Raw genomic sequence first — 26,515 nt, 5'->3', positions numbered from 1 at the left:
GACCGTCCGTTTTCTGAAGTTCCCCGGCATCGGACGACCTGACGAGGTCTGACGCCGCGTGGAGCCAACAGCCTTCTAGAAGCTCTTCCCAGGGCTGCATCAGACGCGCCCGACAGGCGTCGCGCTGTGTGGATGCCCATGCCTTCTTTCCAATCAACAACTTGGCGATGGTGCGTAGCGCCGCGTCAGAAAGGTCCATCATGGCGGGCGCCGTGTCCCAGGTTTCAGGCGAAGCCAAGAATCCAGAAAACCCAAATCCGTGGCCGGCGGTCTCGATGCTGGCCTTCGGCGTTTTCGTCGTCGGAACCGGCGAGTTCGTCCTGGCGGGCTTGTTGCCTTTGCTGAGCCGGTCGCTCGGCGTTCCGCCATCGGTGGCGGGACAGGTTATCACCCTCTTTGCGCTGACCTGTGCGGTCGCCGGGCCTGTTCTGACGACCGCGACCCGAACGTGGGAGCGGCGCAGAGTCCTGGTTGTCGCGGCGAGCGTCTATCTGGCGGGCAGCGTCTGGACGGCCTTGGCGCCTTCCTATGTCCAGGTGCTTCTGGGGCAGGTCGTGGCGGCGCTTGGGGTGGGGTTGTTCGTGCCGACCGCCACGGTCACGGCGGCGGCCATGGCGTCCCCTGCGCACCAGGGCCGGGCGATCGCTCTGGTGGTCAGCGGCTTCACGGCCGCCACCGCCCTGGGGGCGCCGCTGGGGACGGCGTTCGGAGGCATGTTCGGCTGGCGATCGACGATGTGGCTCGCGACGGGGCTTGCGGCGGTGGGCGCTGTCGGCGTCGGCGTCCTCATTCCCAGGCGGACAGTCGTCGCGATGGCGACAAGCCTGCGCGATCAACTGCGGTTCCTGGTGGAGCCCAGGGTCATTTCTGTTCTGGGCGTGACGCTGCTGGCGTTTACGGCGGTCTATATGCCGTACACCTACATGGGCGTCATTTTTGACGGTGCGACACAGGGCAGCAGCCTCTACCTCGCGGGTCTCATGACGACGCTCGGCGTTGTCGGGACCGTGGGCAATCTGGGCGCCGGGTTTCTCGCGGATCGGATCGGCGGTCCCAGGGTGGTGGCGATCGCCTTGATCTGGCTGATCATCAGCATGTTGATCCTACGGTTCGCGACCGAGCACCTGGCCTGGGCCTTCGCCATGATCGCATTCTATGGCGTCGCCGCCTTCGCCATCACCACGCCGCAGCAGCACCGCTTGATATCTCTGAATCCAGAGGCTGCTGGGGGACTCATTTCGCTAAACCAGGCGGTCTTGTATCTGGCGATCGCGCTGTCGGGCTCCATCGGCGGCCTCGGGATCGAATGGGCGGGAGCCGACAATCTCGGCTTTGTGGCCGCTGCCCTTGCGGCGTTCGCCCTGCTCCTGTCGTTGTCGATGTCGAGGGGGCCAAAGGCGGCGGGCTCGGTCGAGGTTGGGTCACGTTGAGAACGGAGGTCTTGGCCGTGCGCGCCCGGTCTGTTCGCAAAGTCAGCGCCGGAAATAGACCACCATCCGCAGGTGGCGGTACTCATCGACGGTCAGCATTTCATGCAGGAAGTCGCATGGCGCTGCGTCGGGCGTCAGGACAGCGCTGACGCCCCGAGCAGGGTGCTCCATGCTCGGTCGCTCGAACCATCGACGAAAGTCAGGCGAGACCAGTTTCAGCTCGTCGACAAGAGCCATCATCGCCGGATCGTCAGGCGCGCTGGCCAGATCATAGCGGAACTGCGCGAGCAGCTTCGGCGCCTCATCGAGCCAGTGCGGAAGGCGTCGCCGGAACTCCGGATCAGCGAACACCATGCGCAGGATGTTGCGGTTCGGCTGGGCGCGGTCCGCGAAGCCGAACAGTTGGTCGGCGGCCAGGTTCCAGGCGACGACATCCCACCGCAGGTTGACGACATAGGCGGGCCGCGCCGTCAGGTCGTCTAGCAACTCCTGGATTAGCGGGCTGACCGACGGCTGCTGATAGGCTTCCAGAGGCGGGGCGCGTCTGTGCGCCAGCAGGAACAGATGGCCGCACTCGGCGTCGTCCAGTTGCAGCGCCTTCGCCACCTTCAGAAGAAACGCTTCGGAGACCTGTATGTCGCGTCCCTGCTCGAACCACGTGTACCAGGTGAGACCGACGCCGGCGAGCGCAGCCACTTCCTCCCGACGCAGGCCGGGCGTGCGCCGACGGCCGGTCGAGGGCAGCCCTGCATTGACCGGCGTCAGCTTCTTTCTGTGATGGGTCAGAAAGGCGGAAAGATCGCTGCGCGTGCGTGCAAGCGTGCGGCTGGACAAAGGCGGCGCCTTTAGTAACAGGATAATTTCCTATATTGTAACATGATATCTGAGCCCTGAAAGCTCCTCCTGACAAGGAGGCTGCATGGCTTTTCAGGACGATTCCGAACTTCAACCGTCAGCGGAGCTGACAGAGGCGTCGCCGTCGCCGGTTGCGCGGGCGGGCGCACGCGAATGGCTGGGACTGGCGTTGCTTGCCTTGCCGACCGTGCTGCTGGGTCTGGATCTGACGCTGCTGCATCTGGCCTTGCCCGCGCTCGCCGCCGACCTGCAGCCGACCAGCACGCAGGCCCTGTGGATCATGGACGCCTACGGCTTTCTGATCGCGGGATTCCTGATCACCATGGGAACGCTGGGCGACCGCATCGGCCGGCGCAAGCTGCTGATGATCGGCGCCGCGGCCTTCGCCGTGGCGTCCACGCTCGCGGCCTTCTCTACCAGCGCCGTCATGCTTATCGCTGCGCGCGCTTTGCTCGGCATGGCCGCCGCAACCCTGATGCCGTCCACCTTGGCGCTGATCGCCAACATCTTCGTCGATCCGCGGCAGCGGGCTCTGGGGTTTGGAATCTGGGCGACCATGTTCGCGTTCGGCATGGCGTTGGGACCTATCGTGGGCGGGGTGCTGCTGGAGCAGTTCTGGTGGGGGGCGGCCTTTCTTCTGGCCGTGCCGGTGGTCGGGTTGTTGCTCGTGCTGGCGCCGATCCTGTTGCCGGAATACCGGGCGCCGAACGCCGGCCGACTCGACCTGGCGAGCGTCGTCCTGTCGTTGGCGGCCATGCTGCCCGTGATCTACGGCATCAAACAGATCGCCAAGGACGGCCTGGGGCCTGAACCGATCGGCGCCCTTGTCGTTGGGCTCGCCTTTGCCTGGCTGTTCGTCCGCCGGCAACGGCGGCTGACTGACCCGTTGCTCGACATGAGCCTGTTCGCCGACAGAGCCTTCAGCGTGGCGTTGGTCGTGCTTTTGTTCGGGCTTGTCGCCGTGGGCGGGACAATGTTGCTGGTCACGCAATATCTGCAACTGGTCGTAGGTTTTTCACCTCTGGTCGCGGGTCTCTGGATGGGGCCGGCGGCGCTCGCCATGGTGGCCGCTGGCGTCATGGCGCCGCTCATCGCCCAGCACATTCGTCCGGGATATGTGGTGGCGGGCGCGCTGGGGCTGTCGGCTGTGGGCTATCTGATGCTGGCCCAGGTGGGCGACGGCGCCCCTGGAGCGATGACTGTCGTCATCGGCTTCTCGCTGGCCTATCTGGGGCTGGGCACGATCGCGGCGCTGGGCACGGATCTTGTGGTCGGGTCGGCGCCGGTCGACAAGGCGGGGTCCGCCTCTGCGATGTCAGAGACGGTGCAGGATCTGGGCATATCGCTCGGCATCGCCGTGCTGGGCAGTTTCGCCGCCGCTGTCTATCGTCGGACGATTCTGGATCACCTGCCCGACGACCTCGACCAGCCGGCGCATAAGGCGGTCGGCGACAGCTTGTGGGCGGCGTCTTCGGTCGCTTCGGACTTGCCGCCGGGCCTCATGGCGAAAGCGCAATCGGCCTTCATGGCGGGGTTTAGCGCCGCCGCGCTGGTCAGCGCCGTGAGCGTCGCGCTTCTGGCTGTCCTGGCGGCGATCTTGTTGCGCCATGTCGGTCAAGGCGCCAGCCAGGAGCTAGGGCAATGACGCCGTTCGTGCTCAGTCATAACACTTGCCGCTGAGCAGGCGTCTCGGGCGAGCTAAGACAGTGACCCAACAAGTTCGCTTTGTATAAGCGCGTGACGTGGCGAGGGGCGCTCTAGTCATGACGCAGCGCCCAGGCTGGGGCCGCGCGGCTGGCCCGAATGGACTGACTGAGCACGGTCAGCACGGCGATGAGGACGGCCACGGCGCTGGCGCCGATGAAGTAGAGCGGCGAAAGGGCGATGCGGTCGTCAAAGCCCGCCAGCCAGGTGCGCGCCGCGAAGAAAGCCAGCGGCCAGGCGAACAAGTTAGCGATCAACACCGGCCGCAGGAACTGGGCCACCAGCAGCTTGACGATGTCCGAGGAGGAGGCGCCCAGCGTCTTGCGGATGCCGATCTCCTTCACCCGCTGCTGGGTGCTGAAGGAGGCGAGCCCCCACAGGCCGACGCAGCCGATCAGGATCGCCAGCCCGGCGCCCATGCCGAACAGGCGCGCGGCGCGGTCGTCGGCGGCGTAGAGCTCGGTCAGGCGTCGGTCGGCGTGGGCGCCGTTGAAAGGCGCGCTGGGCGCAATGCGCCGCCAGACGGTGCGAGTCTGCTCCATCACCTGACGGGGATCGCCCTGATAGCGCATGGTCACCATCGGCCAGTCGGGAATGCGCGCCTTGTAGACGTAGACCGCCGGATCGATGGGCGTGCGGGGCGAGAAGAAGCGGGCGTCCTCGACCACGCCGACGATGGTGCGGGCGCGGTGGCCGCCGACCGTCTTGCCGATCGCGTCCTGGGGTGAGGCGAAGCCGAGGGCTTCGGCTGCCTTGCGGTTGATGACGATGTTGAAGCCGCCGGCCCGTTCGGTCTCGGTGGAATCATCGCTCCGGTAGTTCGGGTCGAACACCCGGCCTGCGACCGGCGTCATGCCGTAGGTCGCGAAGAAATCCGGTCCGACGGAGATCTTGCGCAGGGTCGGGCCGTCGCCAGGCGTGCCGGGCACGGGCATGTTCTCGGCCGCATGGCTGTTGGAACCGCCGGCGGCGAGGGTGGCCGTGGTCACATGGGTGACGCCGCGCACGTCGCGCAGAGCGGCCAGAAGGGCCAGGCGCTGGCTCTCCGTCAGACTGGAATCCGTCATGGCGGGCACGATCAGCAGGCCCTCGCGCTGGAAGCCCAGGTCGACGCTGCGGACGTGCTGCATCTGGGCGAACAGCACGCCGGCGGCGATGATGAAGCCGGTGGCCAGGGTGAACTGCAGGACGACCAGGGCTTCTCGGACGCGGGCTCCCGCGCGTCCGCCGCCGGGCGAACGGGCTGAGGCCAGCACCAGGGCGGCCGGATAGCGCGACAGCAGGACGGCCGGGTAAAAGCCCGCTACTGCGCCGATGACGACGATCAAAAGCGCCAGAACGGGCAGAACCACGCCGTAGGGCAGGGTCAGGGACAGGTCGGCGGCGGCGTTGATCAGCGGCAATCCCAGCTCCGCCAGGATCAGCCCGACCAGGGCGGCCAGGGCGACCAGCACCATCGCCTCGCCCAGGAACTGTTGGATCAGGGCTCCGCGCGAGGCGCCGACCACCTTGCGCATCGCCACTTCACGCGCTCGCAGTCCGGCGCGGGCCACAGCGAGGTTCACATAGTTGACGACGGCGATGACCAGGGCCAGCAGACCGACCAGCCCGAGCATGGCGATGGTCAGGCGACGGTTGTCCGAGCCCTTGTCGCCCGAGGCGAGGCGCAGGTCGGCGATCGGCGTCAGCGGATAGCGCAGCGTTTCCGCCGGCTTCTCGCCCAGGTCGGCGCCGTGACGCTCGACGAAGGCGGGCAGTTTGTCGATGAAGGCGCGGGCCTGGCCGGGGGTGTCGAAACGCAGATAGGTCGACACGCTAAGTGCGCCGAGGTTGCGCCACATCTTCATGTCGTCAGGCGCGGGCGGCTTCATCGGCGTCACGGCCGTGAAGTTGAAATCGGTGTTGGCGGGCAGGTCACGGAACACGCCGACGACCTTGCGCAGATCGGCGTTTTCGCCGTCGGACAGCGTCAGGGTGCGGCCGATCGGGTCCGCTGATCCGAAATAGCGCGAGGCGGCCGTTTCGCTGAGCACCAGGTTGGCCGGATCGCGCATCGCCGTGCGCGCATCGCCGCGCACCATCTTCAGGCGGAAGATGTCCAGGAAGTCGGGATCGACGTGGGCGATGTTCTCGGACATGGCGACGCCGTTATGGATGATCTTCCCGCTGGTCAGGATCCGCGTCCCTTTCAGTTCGGGGAAGTCCTCCTGCATCATGTCCAGCAATCCGCCGGGCGTGTTTTGCATGACGCCGTTGAATGGGCTGCCGGGCAGGTTCCATTCGCTCTGGACCTGATAGATGCTCTGGTGCTCGGGCAGCCAGGTCTCGAAGCTGGTCTCGAACCGCACATAGAGGCCGAGCAGGGTGAAGACGGCGATGCCCATCGCGAGTCCGCCGACATTCACCGCCGTATACAGCGGGTGGCGGATCAGGCTGCGATAGAGCGACACAAGCGCGAAACGGTTCATCAGCGTGTCTCTCGAGTTCAGATGGCGCGCGAGGCGGAGGCGACGATCCGGCCGTCCAGCATGTCGATGCGGCGCTTGGCCATGTCCGCATGGCTGGGCGAGTGGGTGACCATGACGATGGTGGCCCCTTCGGCGTTCAGCCCGCTCAGGATGTCCATCACCTGCTGGCCGTTCTGGGTGTCGAGGTTGCCGGTGGGTTCGTCCGCCAGGATCAGTCTGGGGGCGCCGACGATGGCGCGGGCGATGGCCGCGCGCTGCTGCTGACCGCCGGACAGCTGATGCGGATAGTGCTGGGCGCGGTGGGCGATGCCGACCTTGTCCATGGCGGCGGCGACGCGGGCGCGCCGATCGGTCTGGCGCTCCTTGCGGTAGACCAGGCCAAGTTCGATGTTCTCGGCGATGGTCAGTTCGTCGATCAGGTTGAAGCTCTGAAAGACGAAGCCCAAAGTCTCGCCGCGGAAGCGGGCCAGGGCCGATTCACTCAAGGTCGCCAGGTCGCGTTCACCGAACAGGTAGCGTCCGCCGCTGGGCCGGTCGACGGCGCCGAGGGTGTTGAGCAGGGTGGACTTGCCGCATCCCGACGGCCCCATGATGGCGAGGAATTCGCCCTGGGCGACCTCGAGATCGATGTCGTGAAGCGCGGTGGTTTCGACATCGTCGGAGACGTAGCGGCGCTGGATGTTCTCGAGACGGATCACAGGTGGCCCTTTCCACGGATGTTCAGCTTGTCGCCCCTGACGGAGGCGGTGTTGGAGGTGACGATACGGTCGCCGGGCGACAGGCCGGACAGGATCTCTACCTGCGTCGGGTTGCGGCGGCCCAATTCGATCGGGCGGCGACGGGCGTGGCGGCCGTCCTTGTCCACCACGAAGACGTTGGCTGCGTCGCCAGCGCCTTCCAGCCAGCCGCCGACCGGGGCGACGAGGGCCGAACGTGCGGCGCCGAGCGTAATGCGCAGGTCCAGCGTCTGGCCGCGGTTCAGCCCGTTCGGCGTGCGCCCGTCAAAGGTCAGCTCGACCTTGAAACGACCTTCGGACACGGCGGGCAGAACCCGAGAGACCGTCAACGTCGCTCCCTCTGACGTTCGGGCCTTCTGGCCTACGGCGATGCGGCCCAGGTAGTATTCATCGACGTCGGCTTCCAGCTTCCAGGCGCCTTCGCTGTCGATCTGGCCGGCCGGATCGCCGGCCTTCAGGGCCTGACCGGGTTGAAGGCTGAAGTTGGTCAACCGCCCTTCCACCGGCGCGCGGATCACCAGGGCGTCGAGGCCGGCTCGCACCGCTTCCAGATTGCCCGCCAGTCGTTGGCGCACCTCCGCCAAGCGGTTCGCCTGGGCGGCGGTGATGCGGGATTCCGTCGCCTGTCCGGCCTGAAGCTGTTTCAGCCGGTTCTCCTGATACCCCGCCTCTTCGGCGAAGGAGCGGACGCCGGCCTCGGACAGGAAGCCCCGTTCGTACAACTGGCGGCGGATGTCGTGTTCGCGGCGCGCTCGCAGAAGGTCATAGCTGGCCTGATCGATCTGGGCCTCGCGGTCCAGACGGTTGCGCTGGAGGCCCAGATCCTGCGCCGAGGCGTCGCCCAGTTGACCGACGATCTGGGCCTCGCGGGTCAGGACCTCCAGCTTCAGCTCGGGATTGGACAGGACGGCGAGGGGTTGGCCCTCGGCGACCATCACGCCGTCTTCGACCAGCAGGCGCTCGACCTGTCCGCCGGTCAGAGCGCCGACCAGGGTGCTGAGGCGCGGCGCGGCGACGGCCCGCACGGGGATGTAGTCGTCGAAGGCGGCGCGCTGGATCACGCCCGTCTCGACATCGGCGGCGGCGATATTGGTCGAGCCGCTCGAGGGCGCCAGGCGCCAGGCCGCGCCGCCGACGACGACCAGGGCCAGGACGGCCAGCACCACGCGCCGTCGCCACCACGGCGGGCGCTGTCGCTCCAGGCGGCGGTCCATGGCGGCGCCGCCTGCGGGGCCGATTGACGAGGTTGCGTGCTTTGCGTGTTCGGACATTATGGTTTCAGTCTCGCCCGACGCAGCGGAGAAGCCTAAGCTCTTATGATCAAAGATGTTTTTGAGGATCATCAGGGCGACGTGCGTCCGCGTCCGGCCACAGTGTCCGGCAATGGACAGTCGCAAATCGCGTCAAGAGGCGCGGCTGTCCTGCTGGTGGACGACAATACGGTGGTGGCTCGGGCGATGGAGATCGCCTTTCAGGTGGCGGGGCATCGCCTGGAGTTCGCGTCGGGACCGCAGGAGGCGCTGTCGCGTCTGGCGTCCGCGCGATACGACGCCGTGCTGCTGGACATGAATTTCAGTCCTGGCGAGACCAGCGGCGAAGAGGGCTTGGCCTGTCTGCGGCGGGTCGTGGCGGATGACCCGGCGGCCTGCGTCGTGGTCATCACCGCCCACAGCGGCGTCGGCATCGCGGTGGCGGCCATGCAGGCGGGGGCGCGCGATTTCGTCATGAAGCCCTGGCGCAATCGCGACCTGATCGCCAAGGTCGAGGCCGCCATCGCCCGCCGCGCGCCTGTTGAAGCGCCGTCGGCGTCGTTCGTCGTGGGCGAGGCCGCTCCCGCTCGACTTCTGGGCGACAGCGCCGCCGTTCAACGATTACGCGATCTGATCCGCCGCATCGGTCCGACATCGGCCAGCGTCGCGGTGGTGGGGCCGTCGGGGGCGGGCCGCACCTTGACGGCCAGCGCGATCCACGCGGCCTCTCCTCTGGCCGATCAGCCGCTGCGAAAGATCGACCTGCGTGATCCGACCGCCTGGCGCTTCGATCATGAAGGGGGGGCGGTCATCCTGCGTCATGTGGAGGCGCTGGATGACGTGGCGCAGTCGCGGTTGCTGGATCATCTGCCCGCGACGCTGCGCTGCTTTACCTTGCTGGGGGGAGCTGCTGGCTTGTCTGCGGCCTTGCGGCGGCGGCTGGCGACGGTCGAGGCGGTCATCCCTCCGCTGGCCGAGCGCCAGAACGACGCCGTCATCCTGGCCCGCCACTTCGCGCGCGAGGCGTCCGAACGGTTCGGCCGCCCGACCGCGCAACTGACCCCCGGGGCGGAGGCGGCGATCCGCGCAGCCTCGTGGCCGGACGAGGCGCGAGGTCTGGCCCTGGCGGTCGAGCGTGCGGTGCTGCTGTCGGAGGACGGCAAGATCGAGGCGGCGGCCGTCGTTGTTCCGCCATTGCTCGCGCTGGATACGCCGGACGCGCCCGTCGACAACGCCTTTGATCTCGGCGACGCCGAGAAGGCGATCATCGCGGCGGCGCTGCGTGAGCATCGGCACAACATCTCGCAGGCCGCGGCGGCCCTGGGACTGAGCCGGGGGGCGCTCTATCGGCGCATGGCGCGTCATGGTCTCTAGGCGGGCGGCGTCAGCTGTCGCTTGCGCGTTCGGCCTGGCGGCCAGCGGCGCGGCGGGCGTGCTGGCCTGGCGATCCGGCATGTGGGGCGCGCTGACCGGCGCGGCGCTGGCGGCGGTCTGGCTCAGCGTGTGGAACGCGCGGATGTGGGACAGGCGTCCGCCTTCGCCCGTTGCGGCGGCGTCTCCCGAAGAGGCGGAGGCGATGGCGCTGCGGGTGTTGCTGGACGCCGCGCCGACGCCGCTGGTCGGCGTCGAGGGGGCGACGGCCAGGGCCTTGAACCGTGCGGCGCGCGACCTTTTCGGCGCCGAGGACCGCATCCTTCCGCCGCCGCCGGCTCTGTTCGATCGCGAGGTCGCCCATTTCCGCCAATCCGGTCGACGTTGGCGCCTGGATCGCGTCGAGCTGACGTCCGGGGTAGGCATGTCGTCTTTGGCGGCCTTGATCGACGTGGAGCAGGAAGAACGCGCCGCTGAAGCGCGTGTGACGGCCGAACTGGTCGAGGTGCTGGGCCACGAACTGCTCAACGGCCTGGCGCCGATCGCCTCCCTCTCGGAAAGCGCTCTCTACGTTCTGGACGGGGCGCATGATGATCCGGCCCTTCTGCGTGAAATTCTGGGCGTCCTGGCGCGCCGCGCCGACGGCCTGCAGCGGTTCGCCGAGGCCTATCGTACGCTGGCTCGCCTGCCGGAGCCGGTCCGGCGGCCCGTGCCGGTGAGAGAGATGGCGGATGATCTGGCGCGCCTGTTCGCCAGCCGCTGGCCCTCGGCGACCTTGCATGTGGACGCGAAGGAAAACCTGTCCTGGTCCCTGGATCGGGATCAGACGCATCAGGCTGTGTGGGCGCTGCTTCAGAACGCCGCCGAGGCGACGCAGATCGATGGCGCGCCGTCCGGCACGGTTCGGCTATCGGTCAAGCGGGCTGACGAGGCGCTGGTGATCGAGGTCGCCGACGACGGCCCCGGCGTATCGTCGGCCGACGCCGAACGCATCTTCCGCCCCTTCGTGACCACCAAGCCGAACGGTTCGGGCATCGGCCTCAGCCTGGCCCGCCAGATCGCCCACGCCCACGGCGGCGCCCTGACCCTTGAGCAGACTCCGGCGACCGCGTTCCGGTTGAGCCTGCCGTCGCATGCCTCTCATTCGTCAGCATCGGTCCGTTAGCACGCTGTATGCTAGCCTACGCGCTGCCGCTGACCTCATATAGAGGCGTGTCAAAATCTTCGTTGGCCCTTGGATCGGAGCTCAATGCTTCAGCCATGAGGGCATCGCCCTCTGCGGCTTGGCCGGCGCCCTTGAGCATTTTACCGAGACCGTATTTGGCCTTCGGGTTGGAAGGGGCCAGTTCCGTCGCTGTGCGATAGGCGGCGACGGCCTCATTCTCGCGGCCCAGGGCGTGCAGCAGATAGCCGCGTCGTATGTGCAGGACAGCGTCGTTCTCTTTTCGCTCAATGGCTTTGTCGCACATGGCCAGTGCGGCATCGCGGCTGTGCCGGAATAGGGATTGCGAGACGCAGGCCTGCGCGGGGTCATCAAGGTTGATGCGGGTCAGTTGCTTGAAGCGCGCCATATCGGCGGCGGCGCCCTGACTGTCGCCCTGCATCGCGCGGATGCCTGCACGATCGATCAGCAGGGCGGGGAAGTCGCTTTCCATCGACAGGGCGTTGGTCAGCGCTGTCTCGGCTTTGGCGGGATCTGACGCCTTGAGATTGGACGCCAGAGCCTGTGCCATACCGATGAAAATCTGGACCTTGGCGTCGGGATAGCCGGCGGTCTGCGCCATCAGGCCAGCTTGTTCATAGGCCTGTTCGGTGCGGCCCATTCGGAGCAGCTGGGTCGCCAAGGCGCCCTTGGCTTCAATTTCCTGCGGCTCCAATGTGACGATCCGCTCCAGATCGGCGAGGGCGCGAGCGGACTGGCCCATGCGTTCATAGGCGGCGGCGCGGCGGTAAAGGGCGTGGCTGTTCTCGGGCCACGACCGAAGCGCGCCGGTGAAGGCTAAAACGGCCTCCAGATCATCTTCTTCGATTTCAGCCAGACGCCCCTTTGCGTGGAACAGTATCGTTTCGTTCGGATCGACGGCTTCCCCAGCGGCGATGTCGGCGCGGGCTTTTTCCAGGTCGCCCAGCGCCAGATAGGCTAGAGCGCGATTAGATAGGGCGTTGGCATGGGGCGAAGGAAAGCTCGCGATGGCGGCGTCGAACTGGGCGATGGCGCCGACATGATCGCCTTCGTCGTAAAGAGAGTAGGCGCGACGCAAAGCCACCTCGGGATCGCCCTCGGGGGCTGTCGTCAGCGTCTGTCGGTCAGCTGCCGTCAGGGTGTAGCCTCGCTTCACCTGCATGGTGGCCTTCAGGTCTTTGAAGCTGTCCATGCCCGCCTGTTCGGCCTGGACCTCCGCCGCTGTGGCGTAGGGGCGAAGAGTGATCGAGCCACGATCGGTCTCCAGCCGATTGCCGTCGCGTTGGACGGTGCGGAAGTAGCGGGTCGCGCCAGCCTCGACCTCATAGGGCTGGACCGACAGGTCAAGGACATCCTCGCCTTCAGGCACGATGACGGTGGTGCGGAATGAGGACGAACTGGGGAATTTCTTGCCGTAATCGGCGTCCTTGAACTTCTCGTCCTTATGCAGCTCAAAACCTTTCCAGGTGACGTGAGCCAAGGGGATTTCGACGGGGCCGTCGCTCCAGTCGAAGGCGATGCGAGCTGTCGCACTGGCGACAAACTCGTGGGTGTCTTCGCGGTACTCCCACCGGCTCTTGATGTCCGAAACCTGACCGTAATCCTTCAGGAAGTTGTTCCAGCGTTGGTCATACAGGCGGGTCAGTTCAGCGGCGGGAACCTGAGCTACGCCAGCCTGCATTTCAGTGGCGCTGTGGCCACGCTCAATATCGGTCAGCGTCACCCTTGCAGGGCCGTAGACGCCGTCGGAAAAGTCGATCTCAACATGCAGCGCGCCGGTCGGACGGGGGGGCAGTTTGAGTGGGATCTGCTCCAGGCGGGCGCGCTCCACGATGGGCAGAACATATTCGTGAACCAGAGGACGGTCCGGCGTCAGGCTACGATCGCCGATACGCGCTCCATCCATCAGATAGGTCTCCCCATTGATGCGGGCCTTCACGATCACATGGTCGAATGCACTGACCATCGGCAGATATTTATCGAGGGGCAGGTTTTCCGAAGACACCAGCACCGGGACCGCGTCGATCCCCAACTCTCTCAGCAGGGCGACCAGAAGCACGGTCTTGCCCTTGCAGTCGCCTTGCCGCTTTGCCCAGACTTCGCCGGCTGAGACCGGCAGCCAACCGCCCTCGCCGAGCGTCAGGGCCATGTAGCGCACCTCGTCCTGAACCAGCCGCAGCGCCGCTAAAGCGCGGGCTTCCGGGGTGACGTGCTCGGATTTTATTCGCGCAACGTGCGCGGCCATATCGGCGGCATCGGGTAGGGCGCTGGCTTGATCAAAGGAGGCGCGAATGTGGTCCGCAATCATCCCCCATTGTGGGATGCTGCTGATCTGCCAGCCGTAGTTGGGATAGGAGCGGGGGGCGAGGGTGTCTGGATAGATTTCTCCCTCAGCGTCGGTCACGCGATTGCTCAGGACTTTGAAGTCGCCCTCTTCGGTGATCGGAGGAAGGACGGCGTGGCGCCCGGCGCGGGTTTGCACGCTCATTGACGCCGGCCAACTGATCGTCGTCGCGCCCAGATCCAGAGGAAGCGGGGAGTGGGAATAGGTCAGCGTTTCGAGCGGGTTGTTGAAGACGTCGAACTGCGTGCGGAAGGAATAGGCAAAGTCGATGGTGTCGCCGACGCGGATGTCGGGGTTCACCAGGACGCCCGTCAGGACGCCATTGATCTGTAGCGATTGCTCCAGCGCCGTTTCGCGACGGAGTATGGTGAAGTCGGCCTTGTCCAGAATGTCGGTGGTTTCGCCTGCGCGAATGATGCGGGCGTGGTGGACGGTCGGCGTCTGCAAGGCCGGGTTCCATTCCACCCCCAACTGCGAAGCCTGTTGCAGACCCAGGGGCGACAGCACCCGCAGCCGCATACGGATATAGGTTTCGGTATGATCGCCGAAGGCGCGCACATGGCGCTCGACCACTTCATAGCGGACATGTTGAGAGGGGTTGTCCGGCCTGTTGGACAGATGTGGGGCTACAGACGGAATCCAGTCAGGCGCGGGGCCGCGCAAGATCGTGTCGCCAGCCATGGCGGAAGTGCTCAAAAACCAGGCCAAAGTGGTCAGCATTAGCTTGTTTTTCAACGCGTTTCATTCCTTCCGCATACCGTCGAAATCTATGTAGCAGGCGGAGCGGGAAGGGAACAGAGAGTCTTTGGGTAGGTGCGGCCCCACAGCCGAGACTGCGGGGCCTGATGCTCTCCGACAAATCGTCGGGCGTGCGGTGAAATCACGCCCTCGTCGCCTTGTCCTACTCCATGATCTCGGGCGTCTTTCCTGACTGGCGCTCGAACAGTCGTCGATAGTGGCCGTCGCCGGTCTGGAGCAGGGCGTCATGGGTTCCGTCTTCGACGATCTCGCCGCCTGAGAAGACAAGGATGCGGTCCAGCGCCCGCACGGTCGACAGCCGGTGGGCGATGACGATGGCGGTGCGGCCGACCAGCAGCCGCTCCATCGCCTCCTGGATCGCCGCCTCGCTTTCGGAATCGAGGCTGGACGTCGCTTCGTCCAGGATCAGGATCGGCGCGTCCGCCAGGAAGGCCCGCGCGATGGCTACGCGCTGGCGTTCGCCGCCGGACAGCTTGACTCCACGCTCGCCCACCAGGGTCTGATACCCTTTCGGCAGGCGGGCGATAAAGTCGTGCGCATTGGCGAGGCGTGCGGCCCGTTCGATGTCTTCGGGCGTGGCGCCGGGGCGGCCATAGCCGATGTTGTCCGCGATCGACCGATGGAAGAGGATCGGCTCCTGCGGCACGATCGCGACCTGACGGCGCAGGGACGCCTGGGTCGCGTGGGCCACGTCCTGTCCGTCGATCGTCACTCGGCCTTCATCGACGTCATAGAGCCGCTGGACCAGCTTGACGAAGCTGGTTTTGCCGGAGCCCGAGCGTCCCACCAGTCCGACGCGCTGTCCCGCAGGAACGGCGACGTCGAGATTTCGGAACAGCGGCCTTTCCTGTCCGGCGTAGTGGAAGGTGACGCCGTCGAAACGGATGGCGCCGTCTCTGACCTGGATCGGCTGCGCATCGGTCTGGTCGGGGACGCCCAGCGGCTCCTGATGAAGCTGAACCAACTCCTCCATCTCGTTCACCGAACGCTGAAGCTGGTGAATGTGCATGCCAATGTCGCGCAGATAGCCGTTCAGGACCAGATAGCTGGTGATGACATAGGCCATGTCGCCGGCGCTGGCCTGACCGCGCATCCACAGCCACAGCGCCACGCCCGTGACCGCCAGCCGGATCAACCACAGAAGCGCGATCTGTCCCGAGCCGGCCCAGGTGAAGGCCATCCAGGTCCGATAGGTTCGCTTGCGCCATTTGGCCACGGTCTTCGCCAGTAGGGCCTCTTCGCGCGCCTCGCCGCCGAAGGCCTTGACCACGGCGTTGGCGCCGATCGCATCGGCCAATACGCCGCCGATCCGGGTGTCCCACTGGTTCGACAGGCGCGCGGTCGGCGCTAGCACCTGCGTCGCCAGGCCGACGGTCAGGGCGATGTAGGCGAGCGCGCCGACACCCATCACGAGGCCCAGGATCGGCCAGTGCAGCGCCAGCAGGATGACCGTCCCCGCCAGCACCGTCAGAGACGGCAGAAGCGAGAGCAGCAGCACGTCGTTCAGCGTGTCGAGCGCCCACATGCCCCGCGTGATCCGTCGGACGGTCGAACCCGAGAAGGCGTTGGCGTGCCAGTCGGTCGACAGTCGCTGGACGCGGGCGAAGCCTTCCTGCGTCACGTCCTGCATCATCTTCAAGGTCAGGGGCGTGATCGCCCACCAGCCAAGGTGGCGCAGTACGACCATTGCGGCGCCCAGGACGGTGATGGCGGCGAAGGCCGCCCAGGCGGCGCCGACGTCGCCGCGGCCCGCTGCGTCGATGATGCGCCCGGCGTATAGCGGGGCGAAGACTTCCGTGAGGGTCGCCAGCAGCATCGTCCCGGCGCAGGCGACGGCCAGCAAAGGGGTTCGGCGCCACAGGCGGAAGGTGAAGGCGAGCACCTTGCGCAGCACGGACGCGCGCAGGCGCGCGTCGGCGTCATCATAGTCGGTCATGAAAAGAGCAACCGCGCAGATCCGCGCGGTCCTTGTATCAGCAATGTTCAGGGGAACGGCTCAACACCGAGCCGAAAGGGGGCGTCAGCGGCCGTGGCGGCCGAAGACCATCGGGAACCCGCAGGCGGGCGTGGTCTTGTCGATCATCATGCCCTCCTTTTCCCAAGAACAACTGGACGCTTCACAAGTAGCAGGTCCAGATTTCGACGACAATGCTTTCCGGCGCTCTGGCCATGCGTCTGTTTGTCGTCGGCTAGAGAGCCGCCCATGATGTCGCCTGCCGTTTCACGGCCTTGGCTAGGCTCCAGCGGTGAACCTCGCTGGGGCCGTCATAGATGCGGAAGGCGCGGACTTCGCGGAAGATTTGCTCGACCACGGTGTCGCCCGAGACGCCGGTTCCGCCCATGACCTGGACGCAGCGGTCGGCCACGCCGAACAGAGCTTCGGATACCGCGACCTTGGTCATGGAGCTTTCGGTCGTGCCCAGAGCGCCCGTGTCCAGAACGCCTGCGCACCAGTCGATCATCAGCTCGGCCTGCTTCAGCGCGATCATGTTGTCCGCCAGCATGAAGCCGACGCCTTCGTGGTCGATCAACGGCTTGCCGAAGGCGTGACGCTTTACAGCATAGGCGGACGCGATCTCATGGGCGCGGCGGCAGGCGCCCAGCCAGCGCATGCAGTGGCTGAGCCGGGCCGGGCTCAGCCGGATCTGAGCATAGCGGAAGCCTTCGTGGGATGCGCCGAGGATCTGATCCGAAGCGACGGCGAGGTTGTCCAGAACCACGATCGAATGGCCGCCGGGCATGGAGGAATCGATCGTCTCCATCACGCGTTCGATCCGCACGGTGGGATCAGGCAGGCCGATCAGGAACATGGTGGCGGCGATTTTGCCGTCGCCGCTGTCGGTGCGGGCCATGACGATGCCGACGGCGGCGCCGACCGCGCCGGTGATGAAGGCCTTGCGGCCGTTGATGATCCAGCGGTCGCCGTCCTGAACGGCGACGGTCTTGAGCATGGAGGGATCGGCGCCGGCTCCGCCGTCTTCGGCTGGTTCTGTCATGAAGAAGGCCGAGCGGGCCTCGCCTCTGATCAGCGGGTTCAGGAAGCGGCGTTTCTGGGCCGCGCTGGCGACCTGGCCCAGCAGGTACATATTGCCCTCGTCCGGGGCCATGACGTTGAGGGCGACCGGGCCGAGCGGCGACAGGCCCGAGGCCTGCAGCACCAGGGCCGTCGCGCGCTGCGACAGGTGCGAGCCGTCCGCGCCGATGTGGGGCGTCAACAGTCCGGCCTCGCGCGCCAGCCCTCGCAGTTCGGCGACGAGCTCGTCCGTGGGGCCGTGCGATGTGGCGCGGGGGTCCTTCTCATAGGAAATGACGACATCGCGGACGAAACGTTCGACGCGTTCGGCGATGGCGCGGCCCTGTCCGACATCGTTCTGGCTCACGAGGTCGTCTCCGTCTGGGCCCATGCGAGGGCGGCGAGTTCGGTCAGGTTGTCGGCCATGGTCTGGGCGTGGACGGATGAGGCGGTGCCGCGCGCGATCCGCCCCTTGATGCCGTGGAAGATGGCCGCCAGCCGGAACATGTTGAACGCCATGTAGAAGCGCAGTTCCTGGGGCGTGGGCGGCGTCCGCCCGACACGCTCGCAGTAGGCGGCCAGATAGTCAGCCTCGGTCGGGATGCCCAGGGCCGTCAGGTCGGCGCCGGCGAAACCGCCGATCATGTGGGGCGGCAGACGATACATCATCAGATGATAGGTGAAGTCGCCCATGGGGTGGCCGAGGGTCGACAGCTCCCAGTCGAGCACGGCGCGCACCTCGGCCCGATCCGGGGCGAAGACGGCGTTGTCGGCGCGGAAGTCGCCATGGACCACGGCGACGGCGCCGTCGTCTGGCGGGGCGTGTTCGGGCAGCCAGGCGACGAGGCGGTCCATGTTCGGATCGCGGCCTGCCAGGTCGTCCTCCAGATACTGTCGCGACCAGCGCGCGATCTGGCGGGCGAAGAAGTTCCCCGGCCGCCCGTAGTCGTCGAGGCCGATAGCGGCGACGTCCAGAGCGTGCAGTCGAGCGATCGTGGCGTTCAGGGCGTCGAAATGGACGCCGCGCTGTGCTGGCGTCAGGCTGGGCAGGGTGGGGGTCCAGAAGATGCGGCCCTCAACCATCTCCATCAGATAAAAGGGCGAGCCTATGACGGCCTCGTCCTCGCACAGGGCCAGGGGCGCGGGCACGGGGAAGTCCGCCTGACGGAGCGCCGAAATCACCCGGAACTCGCGCTCGACGGCGTGAGCGCCCTTCAGCACGACGCCGGTCGGCTTGCGACGCAGAACGTAGGCGCCCGTGGCCGTATCCAGACGATAGGTAGGATTGGACTGGCCGCCATTGAACTGGCTGACCTTTTGGAGCTCTCCAAGGTTCGGCGCGTGCCGCCGTAGCCAGTCGGTCAGCTGATCCAGCGGCAGTTCGTGACCGGCGCGGATCGGACCGGCGCCCTCGAAAGCGGCTTGTTGGGACATGGCGGATGCTCGGTTTGGGCGGACGGAAGGAGCGTATTGAAAAAATATGCGCCTGTAACTTGCGTAAATAGACCAAAAGCGCGAGGCTTCGTCCAGAGCCAGGAGACGAGCCATGCAGATCGAGCGGTTGTCGCCCATCGTCGCGACCCTCAAGCCCAGCAACCACCCCTATCTGAGCGGGCCGTGGACTCCCCAGCATGAGGAAGTGAACGCCTTCGATCTGGAGGTGATCGAGGGCGCGATTCCGGCCGACATCGACGGCGTCTACATCCGCAACACCGAGAACCAGGTGCACACGCCGCTGGGCCGCCACCACCCGTTCGACGGCGATGGGATGCTGCACCAGATCAGCTTCCGGAACGGCAAGGCCGACTATCGCAACCGCTTTGTGAGGGGCCGCTGCTTTCAGGCGGAGCAGCAGGCGGGCGAAAGCCTGTGGGGCGGCATGATGGACGGGCCGAACGTGTCGAAGCGTCCCGGCTTCGGCGCCCACGGGGGCATCAAGGATTCAGCCAGCACCGACGTGGTAGTCCATGCGGGCAAGGCGCTGGCGACCTTCTATCAGTGCGGCGAGGCCTATCAGCTGGACCCCAATACCCTGGACGATGAAGGCGTGGCGTCGTGGGCGCCGCTGGACGGGGTGTCGGCCCATGCGCGGGTGGATGAACGAACCGGCGAGCTGCTGTTCTTCAACTACTCCAAGCACGCGCCCTACATGTATTACGGCGTGGTCGCGCCGGACGGGCGGCGGACGCACTATACGCCGATCCCCTTGCCGGGCGCGCGTCTGCCGCACGACATGATCTTCAGCGAGAACTACACCATCCTGAACGACTTCCCGTTGTTCTGGGACGAGAAGGCGCTGAAGGCGGGATATCACGCCGTGCGCTATCGCCCCGACATGCCGTCGCGCTTTGCTGTCATTCCTCGCTATGGGACGACCGAGGACATCCGCTGGTTCGAGGCGGCGCCGACCTATGTCCTGCACTTCCTCAACGCCTATGAGGAAGGCGAAGAGATCATCATGGACGGCTATTTCCAGGAAAAGCCGATGCCGGATCCTTTGGGCGACCTGCCCGAGATCTACGCCGAGCACGCCCACATGATGGCCTTCGTCGATGAGAACAGCTTCAGGCCCAAACTGCACCGCTGGCGCTTCAACCTGAAGGACGGCACGACCAGGGAAGAGCGGTTGGACGACCGCCTGGTCGAGTTCGGCACCATCAATCAGCAGTACGCCGGCCAACTCTATCGCTACGCCTACAGCACCACCACCAAGCCGGGCTGGTTCCTGTTCAACGGCTTCATCAAACACGATCTTAAGACCGGCGAGTCCTGGACGGTGAACCTGCCTGACGGACGTTACGCTAGCGAGGCGCCCTTCGCGCCGCGCATCGGCGCCAAGGATGAGGACGACGGCTATCTGGTCAGCTTCATCATTGATGAGAATGCTGGACGGTCGGAGTGCGTGTTGATCGACTGCAAGCGGTTCGAGGATGGCCCTGTTTGCCGCATCGCCCTGCCGCACAAGATCAGCTCGGGCACACATGCCTGCTGGGCCGACCGCCGCTTTCTGCCGGACGAGGCGGCTTGACCCGCTAGGGCGTGTTCATAATGCTTTCATTAGCGGACCTTGTTGGGGCGGGGATCAGGAGAGGGCGATGACGGCTTTGGGACAGGCGACGGTGGACGCAGCTTCGGAAACGGCGTCGTGGCGAGCGGCGCCGTTCCGTGACGCCGGCCTGATGCCGGTTGATTTGGAGGTGCGGCGCGAGGCGGACGGGGCCATGGTGATGCGCTCGCGCATTCCCCTGGCCGCGCATGACTGGAACCTGCCGCGCGCCTTCGCCGCGGTGGCGGCGCGTGAAGGGGCAAAGACCGCCCTGGCCCGTCGCGATCCGGCCCAGGGCGGCGCCTGGGGTTTGCAGAGCTATGCTGAACTGAAGGCCAGTATGGACGCCGTGACCCAGTGGCTGCTGGATCATCCGCAGCATACAGTCGGGCCGCTGATGGTGATGGGCGCCAACAGTCCGGTTATGGCGGCCTTCCTGTTCGGAGCCCTGGCGGCGGGTGTACCGACGGCGCCGGTCAGCGTCCATTACGCCCTGCTGGGCGGCGACCTGGGGCGGCTGAACCATGTCATTCGCAGCCTGAAGCCGTCGATCCTGCTGGTCGAGGACGCCCGCATGGCCGCCGCTGCGATCGATGCTCTGGATCTGGGCGATGCGATGGTGCTGACGGCGACGCTCGAGGCGCTGACGCGTGCGAGCGTGCCCTTGACGGAGGTCATGGCTACGCGCCCCGGTCCCGGCGTGGCCGCGAGCATCGAGGGTCTGAAGCCGGAACAGGTCGCCCAGTTTATGATGACCTCCGGCTCGACGGGCCTGCCCAAGGTCGTGCCGCTGAGCCTGCGCTCCATCGCCGCCAATACGGCCCAGGCGGCCCAGGTGATCGGCGAGGACTACGCCTGGTCCGGCGACCTTCTGGGCTGGATGCCGTGGAATCATGTGGCCGGGGCGGCGGTGCTGAGGGCCGTGCTGCTGGCGGGCGGCGCCTTCTATATTGACGACGGCAAGCCCATGCCGGGCCTGTTCGAGGCGTCGATCCGCAACCTGCGCGAGCGGCCCGTGCGCTACTACGTCAACGTGCCCACCGGCTACGCCATGCTGGCCGACGCGCTGGAGACGGACGCCGAGCTGCGCCGGACCTTCTTCTCGGACCTAAGGGTCATGGTGTTCGGCGGCGCGGCTCTGAACCAGTCCGTCAGCGACCGGATACAGGCCATGGCGGTGGCGGAGACGGGCCATCGCATCATGCTGACATCCGCATATGGCGCGACCGAAACCACGGCGGGCTTCATGGTGGTGCACCAATATACCGACCGTCTGGGGCTGGGCCTGCCCGTGCCGGGGGTCGAGGTGAAGCTGGTCCCGCACGACGCCGACAGGTTCGAGGTGCGGGTGCGCGGCCCGAATGTCATGGGCGGCTACCATGAGGATGCGGCGCGGACGGCCGAGGTGTTTGACGCCGAGGGCTATTACCGCATGGGCGATCTGGCGACCCTGACCGACAGTGAAGACCCGACACAGGGCGTCTTCTTCGCCGGGCGGCTGGCGGATCAGTTCAAGTTGTCGACGGGCTCCTGGGTGTTTGGGGCGCAGATGCGCGAAGCTGTGCTGCAGGCCTTGGCGCCCCTGGGGGCCGAAGTGGTGCTGTGCGACGACAACCGGCCGTGGCTCGGGGTTCTGGCCTGGCCCTCGCCCGCCGGGATCAAGACCATGCTGGACATGGAGGTCGGCGAGGCTCTGGCCTCCGGCGCCCTGGCACGGGCGGTGCGCGAGCGGCTGATCGCCCACAACGCCTCGGCTCATGGCGCCAGCGCCCGCATCGCGCGTCTGGCCTTCCTGACGACGCCGCCCGACCCGAACGCTCATGAGGTGTCGGACAAGGCCACGATCAACCGCCGCGCCGTCATCGACAATCGCAGGGTTCAGGTCGAGGCCCTCTACGCCGAGCCTGCCGGGCCGGGCGTCATCGTCGCCTGAAACAGAGGAGAATATCCGATGGTCTATATCCTGGGCGGCTGGCAGTCCGACTTCAAACGCAACTGGGCCCGCGAGGGACTGGAGATCGGTGATGGCTTCGCCGAGGCTCTGCGCGGGGGTCTCGACGCCGTGGACATGGCGCCGGACGAAATCGAGGTCGGCCATGTCGGCAACTTCGTCGGCGATCTGTTCTCGGGTCAGGGGCAGCTTGGCGGCTTCTTCGCCATGGCGGAGCCGGCCTTCGACGGCCTACCGACCTCGCGGCACGAAGCGGCCTGCGCCTCGGGCAGCATCGCCCTGCTGGCGGCGATGGCGGACATCGAGGCCGGGCGCTACGGAACCGCCGCCGTCCTGGGTCTGGAGATGATGCGCAACGTGCCGGGCGAGACGGGAGCCGCCTATCTGGGCGCGGCCGCCTGGGTGGGGCATGAGTATCAAGACGCGCGCTACGTCTGGCCGCGCGCCTTTTCCGAACTGACCGACGAATACGACCGCCGCTATGGCATCGACGAGGCGCATCTGCGCCGCATCTCGCAGATCAACTTCACCAACGCCAAGCTGAACCCCAAGGCCCAGACGCGCGACTACGTCTTCAATGACGCCAGCTTTTCGGCCGACGATGAGGCCAATCCGGTGATCGAGGGGCGGGTGCGCAAGAGCGACTGCGGCCAGGTGACGGACGGCGCGGCCATGGTGGTGCTGGCCTCGGCCGAGCGGGCGGCGGACTATGCCCGGCGACGCGGCGTGCCACTGGAAAGCCTGCCGCGCATCAAGGGCTGGGGCCATCGCTCGGGCCCGCTCAGCTATCAGCGCAAGGTCGAGGCCAGCGCCGGGGGCGACTACGTTTTCCCACAGGTCAAACGCGTCATTGACGAAGCGCGGGCGCGGGCCGGTCTGTCGCTGGACGGGATCGACGCGGTCGAGACGCATGATTGCTTCGCCATGACCGAATACATGGCCATCGACCATCTGGGGCTGACCGCGCCGGGCGAGAGCTGGAAGGCGATCGAGGCGGGGGAGATCGAGATCGGCGGGTGTCTGCCGATCAATCCGTCGGGCGGCCTGATCGGCTGCGGCCATCCGGTCGGCGCGACCGGGGTGCGGATGGCGCTGGACGCCTTCCGCCAGACGACCGGAACGGCGGGCGGCTGTCAGGTCGAGGGGGCGAACAACGTCCAGACGCTGAACATCGGCGGCTCGACCACCACGACCGTCAGCATGGTGATCGGCCGGGATTGAGGCGGCTCAACCGTCCTGACGACGGGTGCGGATGGCGATGGCGGCAGAGCCGTGGGCGATGGTCAGGCCGTCGGGCGTAGAGACCGTGACCTCGGCGACCACCTTGCGCGGGTCGGCGTAGACGGCGCGACCCTCGGCGATCAGTCGTCCGCAGCCGATGGGGGCGGCGTTGAGGAAGCGCATCGACAGATCGGTGGACAGCAGGAACTCGCCCGGCTTCAGCAGGGTCATGGCCGCCCCGCCGCCGACGATATCGACCAGGGCCGCCGTCACCCCGCCATGCACCAGGCCGACGAAGTTGGAATGGCCGGGGTCGATGTCGCACTCGACCCGCATATGACCCTCTGCGACTTCGACCGGGCGGGCGGCTAGGCGATTGACGAAACCGCCCGGCCATACCGTTTCGATCCAGCGCCGCGCCAGCTCCAGCCCGCTTTGCGCCGGATCGAGGGCGAAGGCGGGCGGCTGAATCATCTGCGGCGATCCGCTCATGCGGCGACGCTCCGTGGCGCGTTCAACCCGGCGAAGCGTGCGGCGGCGGCGCGGTACTCAGCCTCCAGCCGCTCCACCACGACGGCGGTCGGTTCAATGGCACCGACCTTTTGCAGGCCCTGGCCCGCGGCCCAGATGTCGCGCCAGCGCTTGTGCGCCGCGTCGCCGGAATAGTCGCGGGTGATCGGGCCGCCCAGGGCGTCCGGGTCCATGCCCGCCGCGCGCAGGCTGGGCTTGAGCCAGGAGGCGGGGGTGCCGGTGATGGCCGAGGAGACGATCAGGTCGTCGGGGCCGCTGTCGACGATCATCTGCTTGTAGGGATCCTGCGCCCGGCTCTCGGCGGCGGCCAGGAAGCGGGTGCCCATGTAGACCATGTCGGCGCCTGCCGCGATCGCGCCCGCCACGCCCGCGCCGTCGGCGATGCCGCCGCCGATGGTTAGCCAGCCCTCGAAGAACTCGCGCACCGCCGAGACGAAGGCGAAGGGGGACAGGTGGCCGGTGTGGCCGCCCGCACCGGCGCTGATGCAGGCCAGGCCGTCGACGCCCGCGTCGGCGGCCTTCTTCGCCAGAGCCATGTTGACCACGTCGGCGAAGACCAGACCGCCATAGCCCTTCACCGTCTCCATCACCGGCTTGGGCGAACCCAGGGCGGTGATGACGATGGGCGGCTTGTACTGCGCCACCAGCCTCAGGTCTTCTTCGAGTCGGGCGTTGGTCGAGTGGGTGATCAGGTTGGCGACCCACGGCCCGTCGCCAGGGTTCAAGGCGTCGGTGATCTGACCCATCCAGGCGTCCAGGTCGGCGACGGTGCGGCAGTTGGGCGTGGGAAAGGCGCCGCCGATCCCGGCCTTGCAGGCGGCGATGACCAGTTCTGGCCCGCTGACCAGGAACATGGGCGCCGAAATTACGGGCAGGCGCATCGGGTGGGGGAAGGCGGTGGTCATGCGGATTTCTGATTTCCAGAGTGGTCGCCGAGGGACTGACGCAGGTCGCGCTTCAGCACCTTGCCGACGGGGTTGCGCGGCAGGATGTCGATGACCTCCAGCCGTTCGATCTGCTTGTAGACGGCGACGTGTTTGTCGGCGGTCAGGAAACGGTTGATGTCGCCGAGGTCGGCGGTCTGACCCGGCTTGAAGACGACGAAGGCGCACAGGCGCTCGCCCAGGTTGGGGTCGGGGGCGCCCACCACGGCCACATCGGCCACCGCGGGATGGCCCATCAGATGGCCCTCGATCTCTTCGGACGAGATGTTCATCCCGCCCCGAATGATGACGTCCTTCAGGCGGCCGACGAAGCGGTAGAACTGTCGTTGGTCGCCCGCCAGTTCGAACAGGTCGCCGGTGCGGAACCAGCCGTCCGCGTCAAAGGCGCGGGCGTTGATTTCGGGCGAGCGCCAATAGCCCGAGAAGATGGTCGCGCCCTTGACCCGCAGTTCGCCGGACACCCCGACCTCGGTGATCTCCTGCTCCGTCTCGGGATCGACCAGGCGGGTGAAGATGCGGTCGTGCAGCAGGGCCTTCCATCGGAAACCTTCGCCCAGGCGCGGGAACAGGACGGCGCGTTCGGCCGCATCCGGCACGTCTTTCTGGGCGCTGGGGAAGGAGGCGCCTTCGTTGGAGCCGAAATAGTTGACGATCTGGACGCCGTACTTCTCGAAGAAGGTGCGGACCATCCATTCCGACAGGGGCGCCGAACCCGAGCCGATGGACCGCAGCCGGTCGAAATCGACACCTTCGAGCAGGGCCTCGTTCTGCAGCAGCAGGTTCAGCACGGCGGGCGGGGCGACGGTGTAGTCAATCTTCTCGGCGCGGACCTGTTGCAGGAAGATCTGCAGGTCGAACGGTTGATGCTGGATCAGCACCCCGCCCAGCAGAAGCCAGGAGACGAAGCTGGTCGAGATGCCCGCCATGTTGACCATGGGAAAGGGGTTCAGCAGCACCGCTCCGGGTTGCAGGTCGGCGGCGTCCGCCACGCCCGCGCCCATGATGATCCACTCATTGTGGCTGCGTGGAACGCCCTTGGGCTGGGCTTCGGTGCCGGAGGTCCAGCAGATGGTGACGATGTCGTCGGCGCAGATCTTCGCGTGGCGAGCGGCGGCGCGTCCGGCCTCGACCGCAGCCTCGTCCAGCGCGGATGCGCGGGCGTCGAGGTCGATGGTCCCGGCGGGCGCGTCGCCGCCGACCACCAGAATGGCTTTCAAGGTGGGGGCGTCCGTCTGGACCGACAGCATCATCGCGGCATGGGGGTGCTTGCCGATGCGGGCGGCGGTCACCACGGCTTTGGCGTCGGTTTTGGCGGCGATATAGGCCAGTTCGTGCTCGCGGTACTGGACCGGGGCGGGGGTGACGATGGCGCCCAGGCGGATACAGGCCAGGTAGATTAGGCCCAGCTCGATGACATTGGGCAGTTGCACCGCCACCACGTCGTCGCGTCCGACGCCGACGGCGTGTAGAACAGCGACATAGCGGGCGACCCGGTCTTCGACCTCGGCCCAGGTCAGGCGTGCCGGGGCGCCGCCCATGATGGCTTCGCGATTGATGGGATCGACAACTGATTCAGCGTCCGGCATGGCGGCGACGTGACGACGGAACAGGTCGTCCAGCGTGTCCTCGCCCCACCAGCCCTTCGCCTTGAAGTCGCGGATACGGTCCTCCGGCACGACGATCATGTCGTTCTTCTCCCTGGTTCTCT

Annotated in this window: 18 protein-coding genes; 7 read left to right on the top strand and 11 right to left on the bottom strand. The window is 66.7% G+C overall.

Translation table 11 applies throughout. The features are described 5' to 3' along the window. The first annotated feature begins 200 nt into the window (after nt 1–200). Complete coding sequence (locus AC3IPP_RS12110) at nt 201–1,430, top strand: MFS transporter (RefSeq protein ID WP_489149179.1); 1,230 nt, start codon at nt 201–203, stop codon at nt 1,428–1,430. Between the two features lie 42 nt (nt 1,431–1,472). On the opposite strand, the gene AC3IPP_RS12105 is transcribed toward AC3IPP_RS12110, so the two are convergent. Then, nucleotides 1,473–2,264, bottom strand: a complete 792-nt coding sequence (locus AC3IPP_RS12105; RefSeq protein ID WP_489149178.1) for a helix-turn-helix transcriptional regulator — start codon at nt 2,262–2,264, stop codon at nt 1,473–1,475. Between the two features lie 85 nt (nt 2,265–2,349). Between AC3IPP_RS12105 and AC3IPP_RS12100 the strand changes: the two genes are divergently transcribed. Beyond that, complete coding sequence (locus tag AC3IPP_RS12100; RefSeq protein ID WP_489149177.1) at nt 2,350–3,930, top strand: MFS transporter; 1,581 nt, start codon at nt 2,350–2,352, stop codon at nt 3,928–3,930. Nucleotides 3,931–4,042: 112 nt separating this feature from the next. On the opposite strand, the gene AC3IPP_RS12095 is transcribed toward AC3IPP_RS12100, so the two are convergent. The 3 genes from AC3IPP_RS12095 to AC3IPP_RS12085 are packed head-to-tail and all read right to left on the bottom strand — an operon-like array spanning nt 4,043 to nt 8,465. After that, nucleotides 4,043–6,457 carry an ABC transporter permease gene (locus AC3IPP_RS12095; RefSeq protein ID WP_489149176.1) on the bottom strand — a complete coding sequence of 805 codons (2,415 nt, stop codon included), beginning with the start codon at nt 6,455–6,457 and terminating at the stop codon, nt 4,043–4,045. Between the two features lie 17 nt (nt 6,458–6,474). Beyond that, nucleotides 6,475–7,155, bottom strand: coding sequence for an ABC transporter ATP-binding protein (locus AC3IPP_RS12090; protein WP_489149175.1), 681 nt, complete (start codon nt 7,153–7,155; stop codon nt 6,475–6,477). Then, nucleotides 7,152–8,465, bottom strand: coding sequence for an efflux RND transporter periplasmic adaptor subunit (locus AC3IPP_RS12085; RefSeq protein WP_489149174.1), 1,314 nt, complete (start codon nt 8,463–8,465; stop codon nt 7,152–7,154). The genes AC3IPP_RS12090 and AC3IPP_RS12085 overlap by 4 nt, the downstream gene beginning before the upstream one ends. Nucleotides 8,466–8,510: 45 nt before the next feature. Between AC3IPP_RS12085 and AC3IPP_RS12080 the strand changes: the two genes are divergently transcribed. Beyond that, nucleotides 8,511–9,818 carry a sigma-54-dependent transcriptional regulator gene (locus AC3IPP_RS12080; RefSeq protein WP_489149173.1) on the top strand — a complete coding sequence of 436 codons (1,308 nt, stop codon included), beginning with the start codon at nt 8,511–8,513 and terminating at the stop codon, nt 9,816–9,818. Beyond that, nucleotides 9,808–10,980, top strand: a complete 1,173-nt coding sequence (locus AC3IPP_RS12075; protein WP_489149172.1) for a sensor histidine kinase — start codon at nt 9,808–9,810, stop codon at nt 10,978–10,980. Before AC3IPP_RS12080 ends, AC3IPP_RS12075 begins: the two co-directional genes overlap by 11 nt. A 16-nt stretch (nt 10,981–10,996) precedes the next feature. On the opposite strand, the gene AC3IPP_RS12070 is transcribed toward AC3IPP_RS12075, so the two are convergent. From AC3IPP_RS12070 to AC3IPP_RS12055, 4 genes are all read right to left on the bottom strand, one after another. After that, a complete protein-coding gene (locus AC3IPP_RS12070) occupies nt 10,997–14,023 on the bottom strand; it encodes a DUF3857 domain-containing protein (protein WP_489149171.1) in 3,027 nt (1,008 codons plus the stop codon). Between the two features lie 220 nt (nt 14,024–14,243). Beyond that, nucleotides 14,244–16,037, bottom strand: a complete 1,794-nt coding sequence (locus AC3IPP_RS12065; RefSeq protein ID WP_489149170.1) for an ABC transporter ATP-binding protein — start codon at nt 16,035–16,037, stop codon at nt 14,244–14,246. 253 nt (nt 16,038–16,290) lie between these two features. Beyond that, nucleotides 16,291–17,481, bottom strand: a complete 1,191-nt coding sequence (locus AC3IPP_RS12060; RefSeq protein ID WP_489149169.1) for an acyl-CoA dehydrogenase family protein — start codon at nt 17,479–17,481, stop codon at nt 16,291–16,293. Then, complete coding sequence (locus AC3IPP_RS12055; RefSeq protein ID WP_489149168.1) at nt 17,478–18,548, bottom strand: phosphotransferase family protein; 1,071 nt, start codon at nt 18,546–18,548, stop codon at nt 17,478–17,480. The genes AC3IPP_RS12060 and AC3IPP_RS12055 overlap by 4 nt, the downstream gene beginning before the upstream one ends. A 112-nt stretch (nt 18,549–18,660) precedes the next feature. Between AC3IPP_RS12055 and AC3IPP_RS12050 the strand changes: the two genes are divergently transcribed. The 3 genes from AC3IPP_RS12050 (at nt 18,661) to AC3IPP_RS12040 (ending at nt 23,332) form a co-directional block, all read left to right on the top strand. Next, entirely contained in the window at nt 18,661–20,142 is a 1,482-nt protein-coding gene (locus AC3IPP_RS12050; protein ID WP_489149167.1) for a carotenoid oxygenase family protein, read from the top strand. Between the two features lie 67 nt (nt 20,143–20,209). Then, entirely contained in the window at nt 20,210–22,093 is a 1,884-nt protein-coding gene (locus tag AC3IPP_RS12045; protein WP_489149166.1) for an AMP-binding protein, read from the top strand. Between the two features lie 18 nt (nt 22,094–22,111). Further along, on the top strand, nt 22,112–23,332 hold the full coding sequence (locus AC3IPP_RS12040) for an acetyl-CoA acetyltransferase (protein ID WP_489149165.1): 1,221 nt from the start codon (nt 22,112–22,114) through the stop codon (nt 23,330–23,332). A gap of 6 nt (nt 23,333–23,338) precedes the next feature. Here AC3IPP_RS12040 and AC3IPP_RS12035 read toward each other — a convergent pair whose 3' ends face one another. Genes AC3IPP_RS12035 through AC3IPP_RS12025 form a run of 3 tightly spaced genes read right to left on the bottom strand, consistent with a single transcriptional unit; the run spans nt 23,339 to nt 26,492 of the window. Then, nucleotides 23,339–23,824 (bottom strand): PaaI family thioesterase, encoded by a 486-nt coding sequence (locus AC3IPP_RS12035; protein WP_489149164.1) that lies wholly within the window; start codon nt 23,822–23,824, stop codon nt 23,339–23,341. Beyond that, nucleotides 23,821–24,768, bottom strand: a complete 948-nt coding sequence (locus AC3IPP_RS12030) for an NAD(P)H-dependent flavin oxidoreductase (protein ID WP_489149163.1) — start codon at nt 24,766–24,768, stop codon at nt 23,821–23,823. The genes AC3IPP_RS12035 and AC3IPP_RS12030 overlap by 4 nt, the downstream gene beginning before the upstream one ends. Beyond that, the gene (locus tag AC3IPP_RS12025) at nt 24,765–26,492 is read right to left on the bottom strand and encodes a class I adenylate-forming enzyme family protein (RefSeq protein ID WP_489149162.1); all 1,728 of its coding nucleotides are present in this window, start codon (nt 26,490–26,492) and stop codon (nt 24,765–24,767) included. The genes AC3IPP_RS12030 and AC3IPP_RS12025 overlap by 4 nt, the downstream gene beginning before the upstream one ends. Nucleotides 26,493–26,515 lie beyond the last annotated feature (23 nt).

Source organism: Brevundimonas sp. KH_060, from assembly GCF_057838275.1.
The sequence above is the reverse complement of the archived record's forward strand: the minus strand, read 5'-3'. Positions and strand labels throughout refer to the sequence as shown.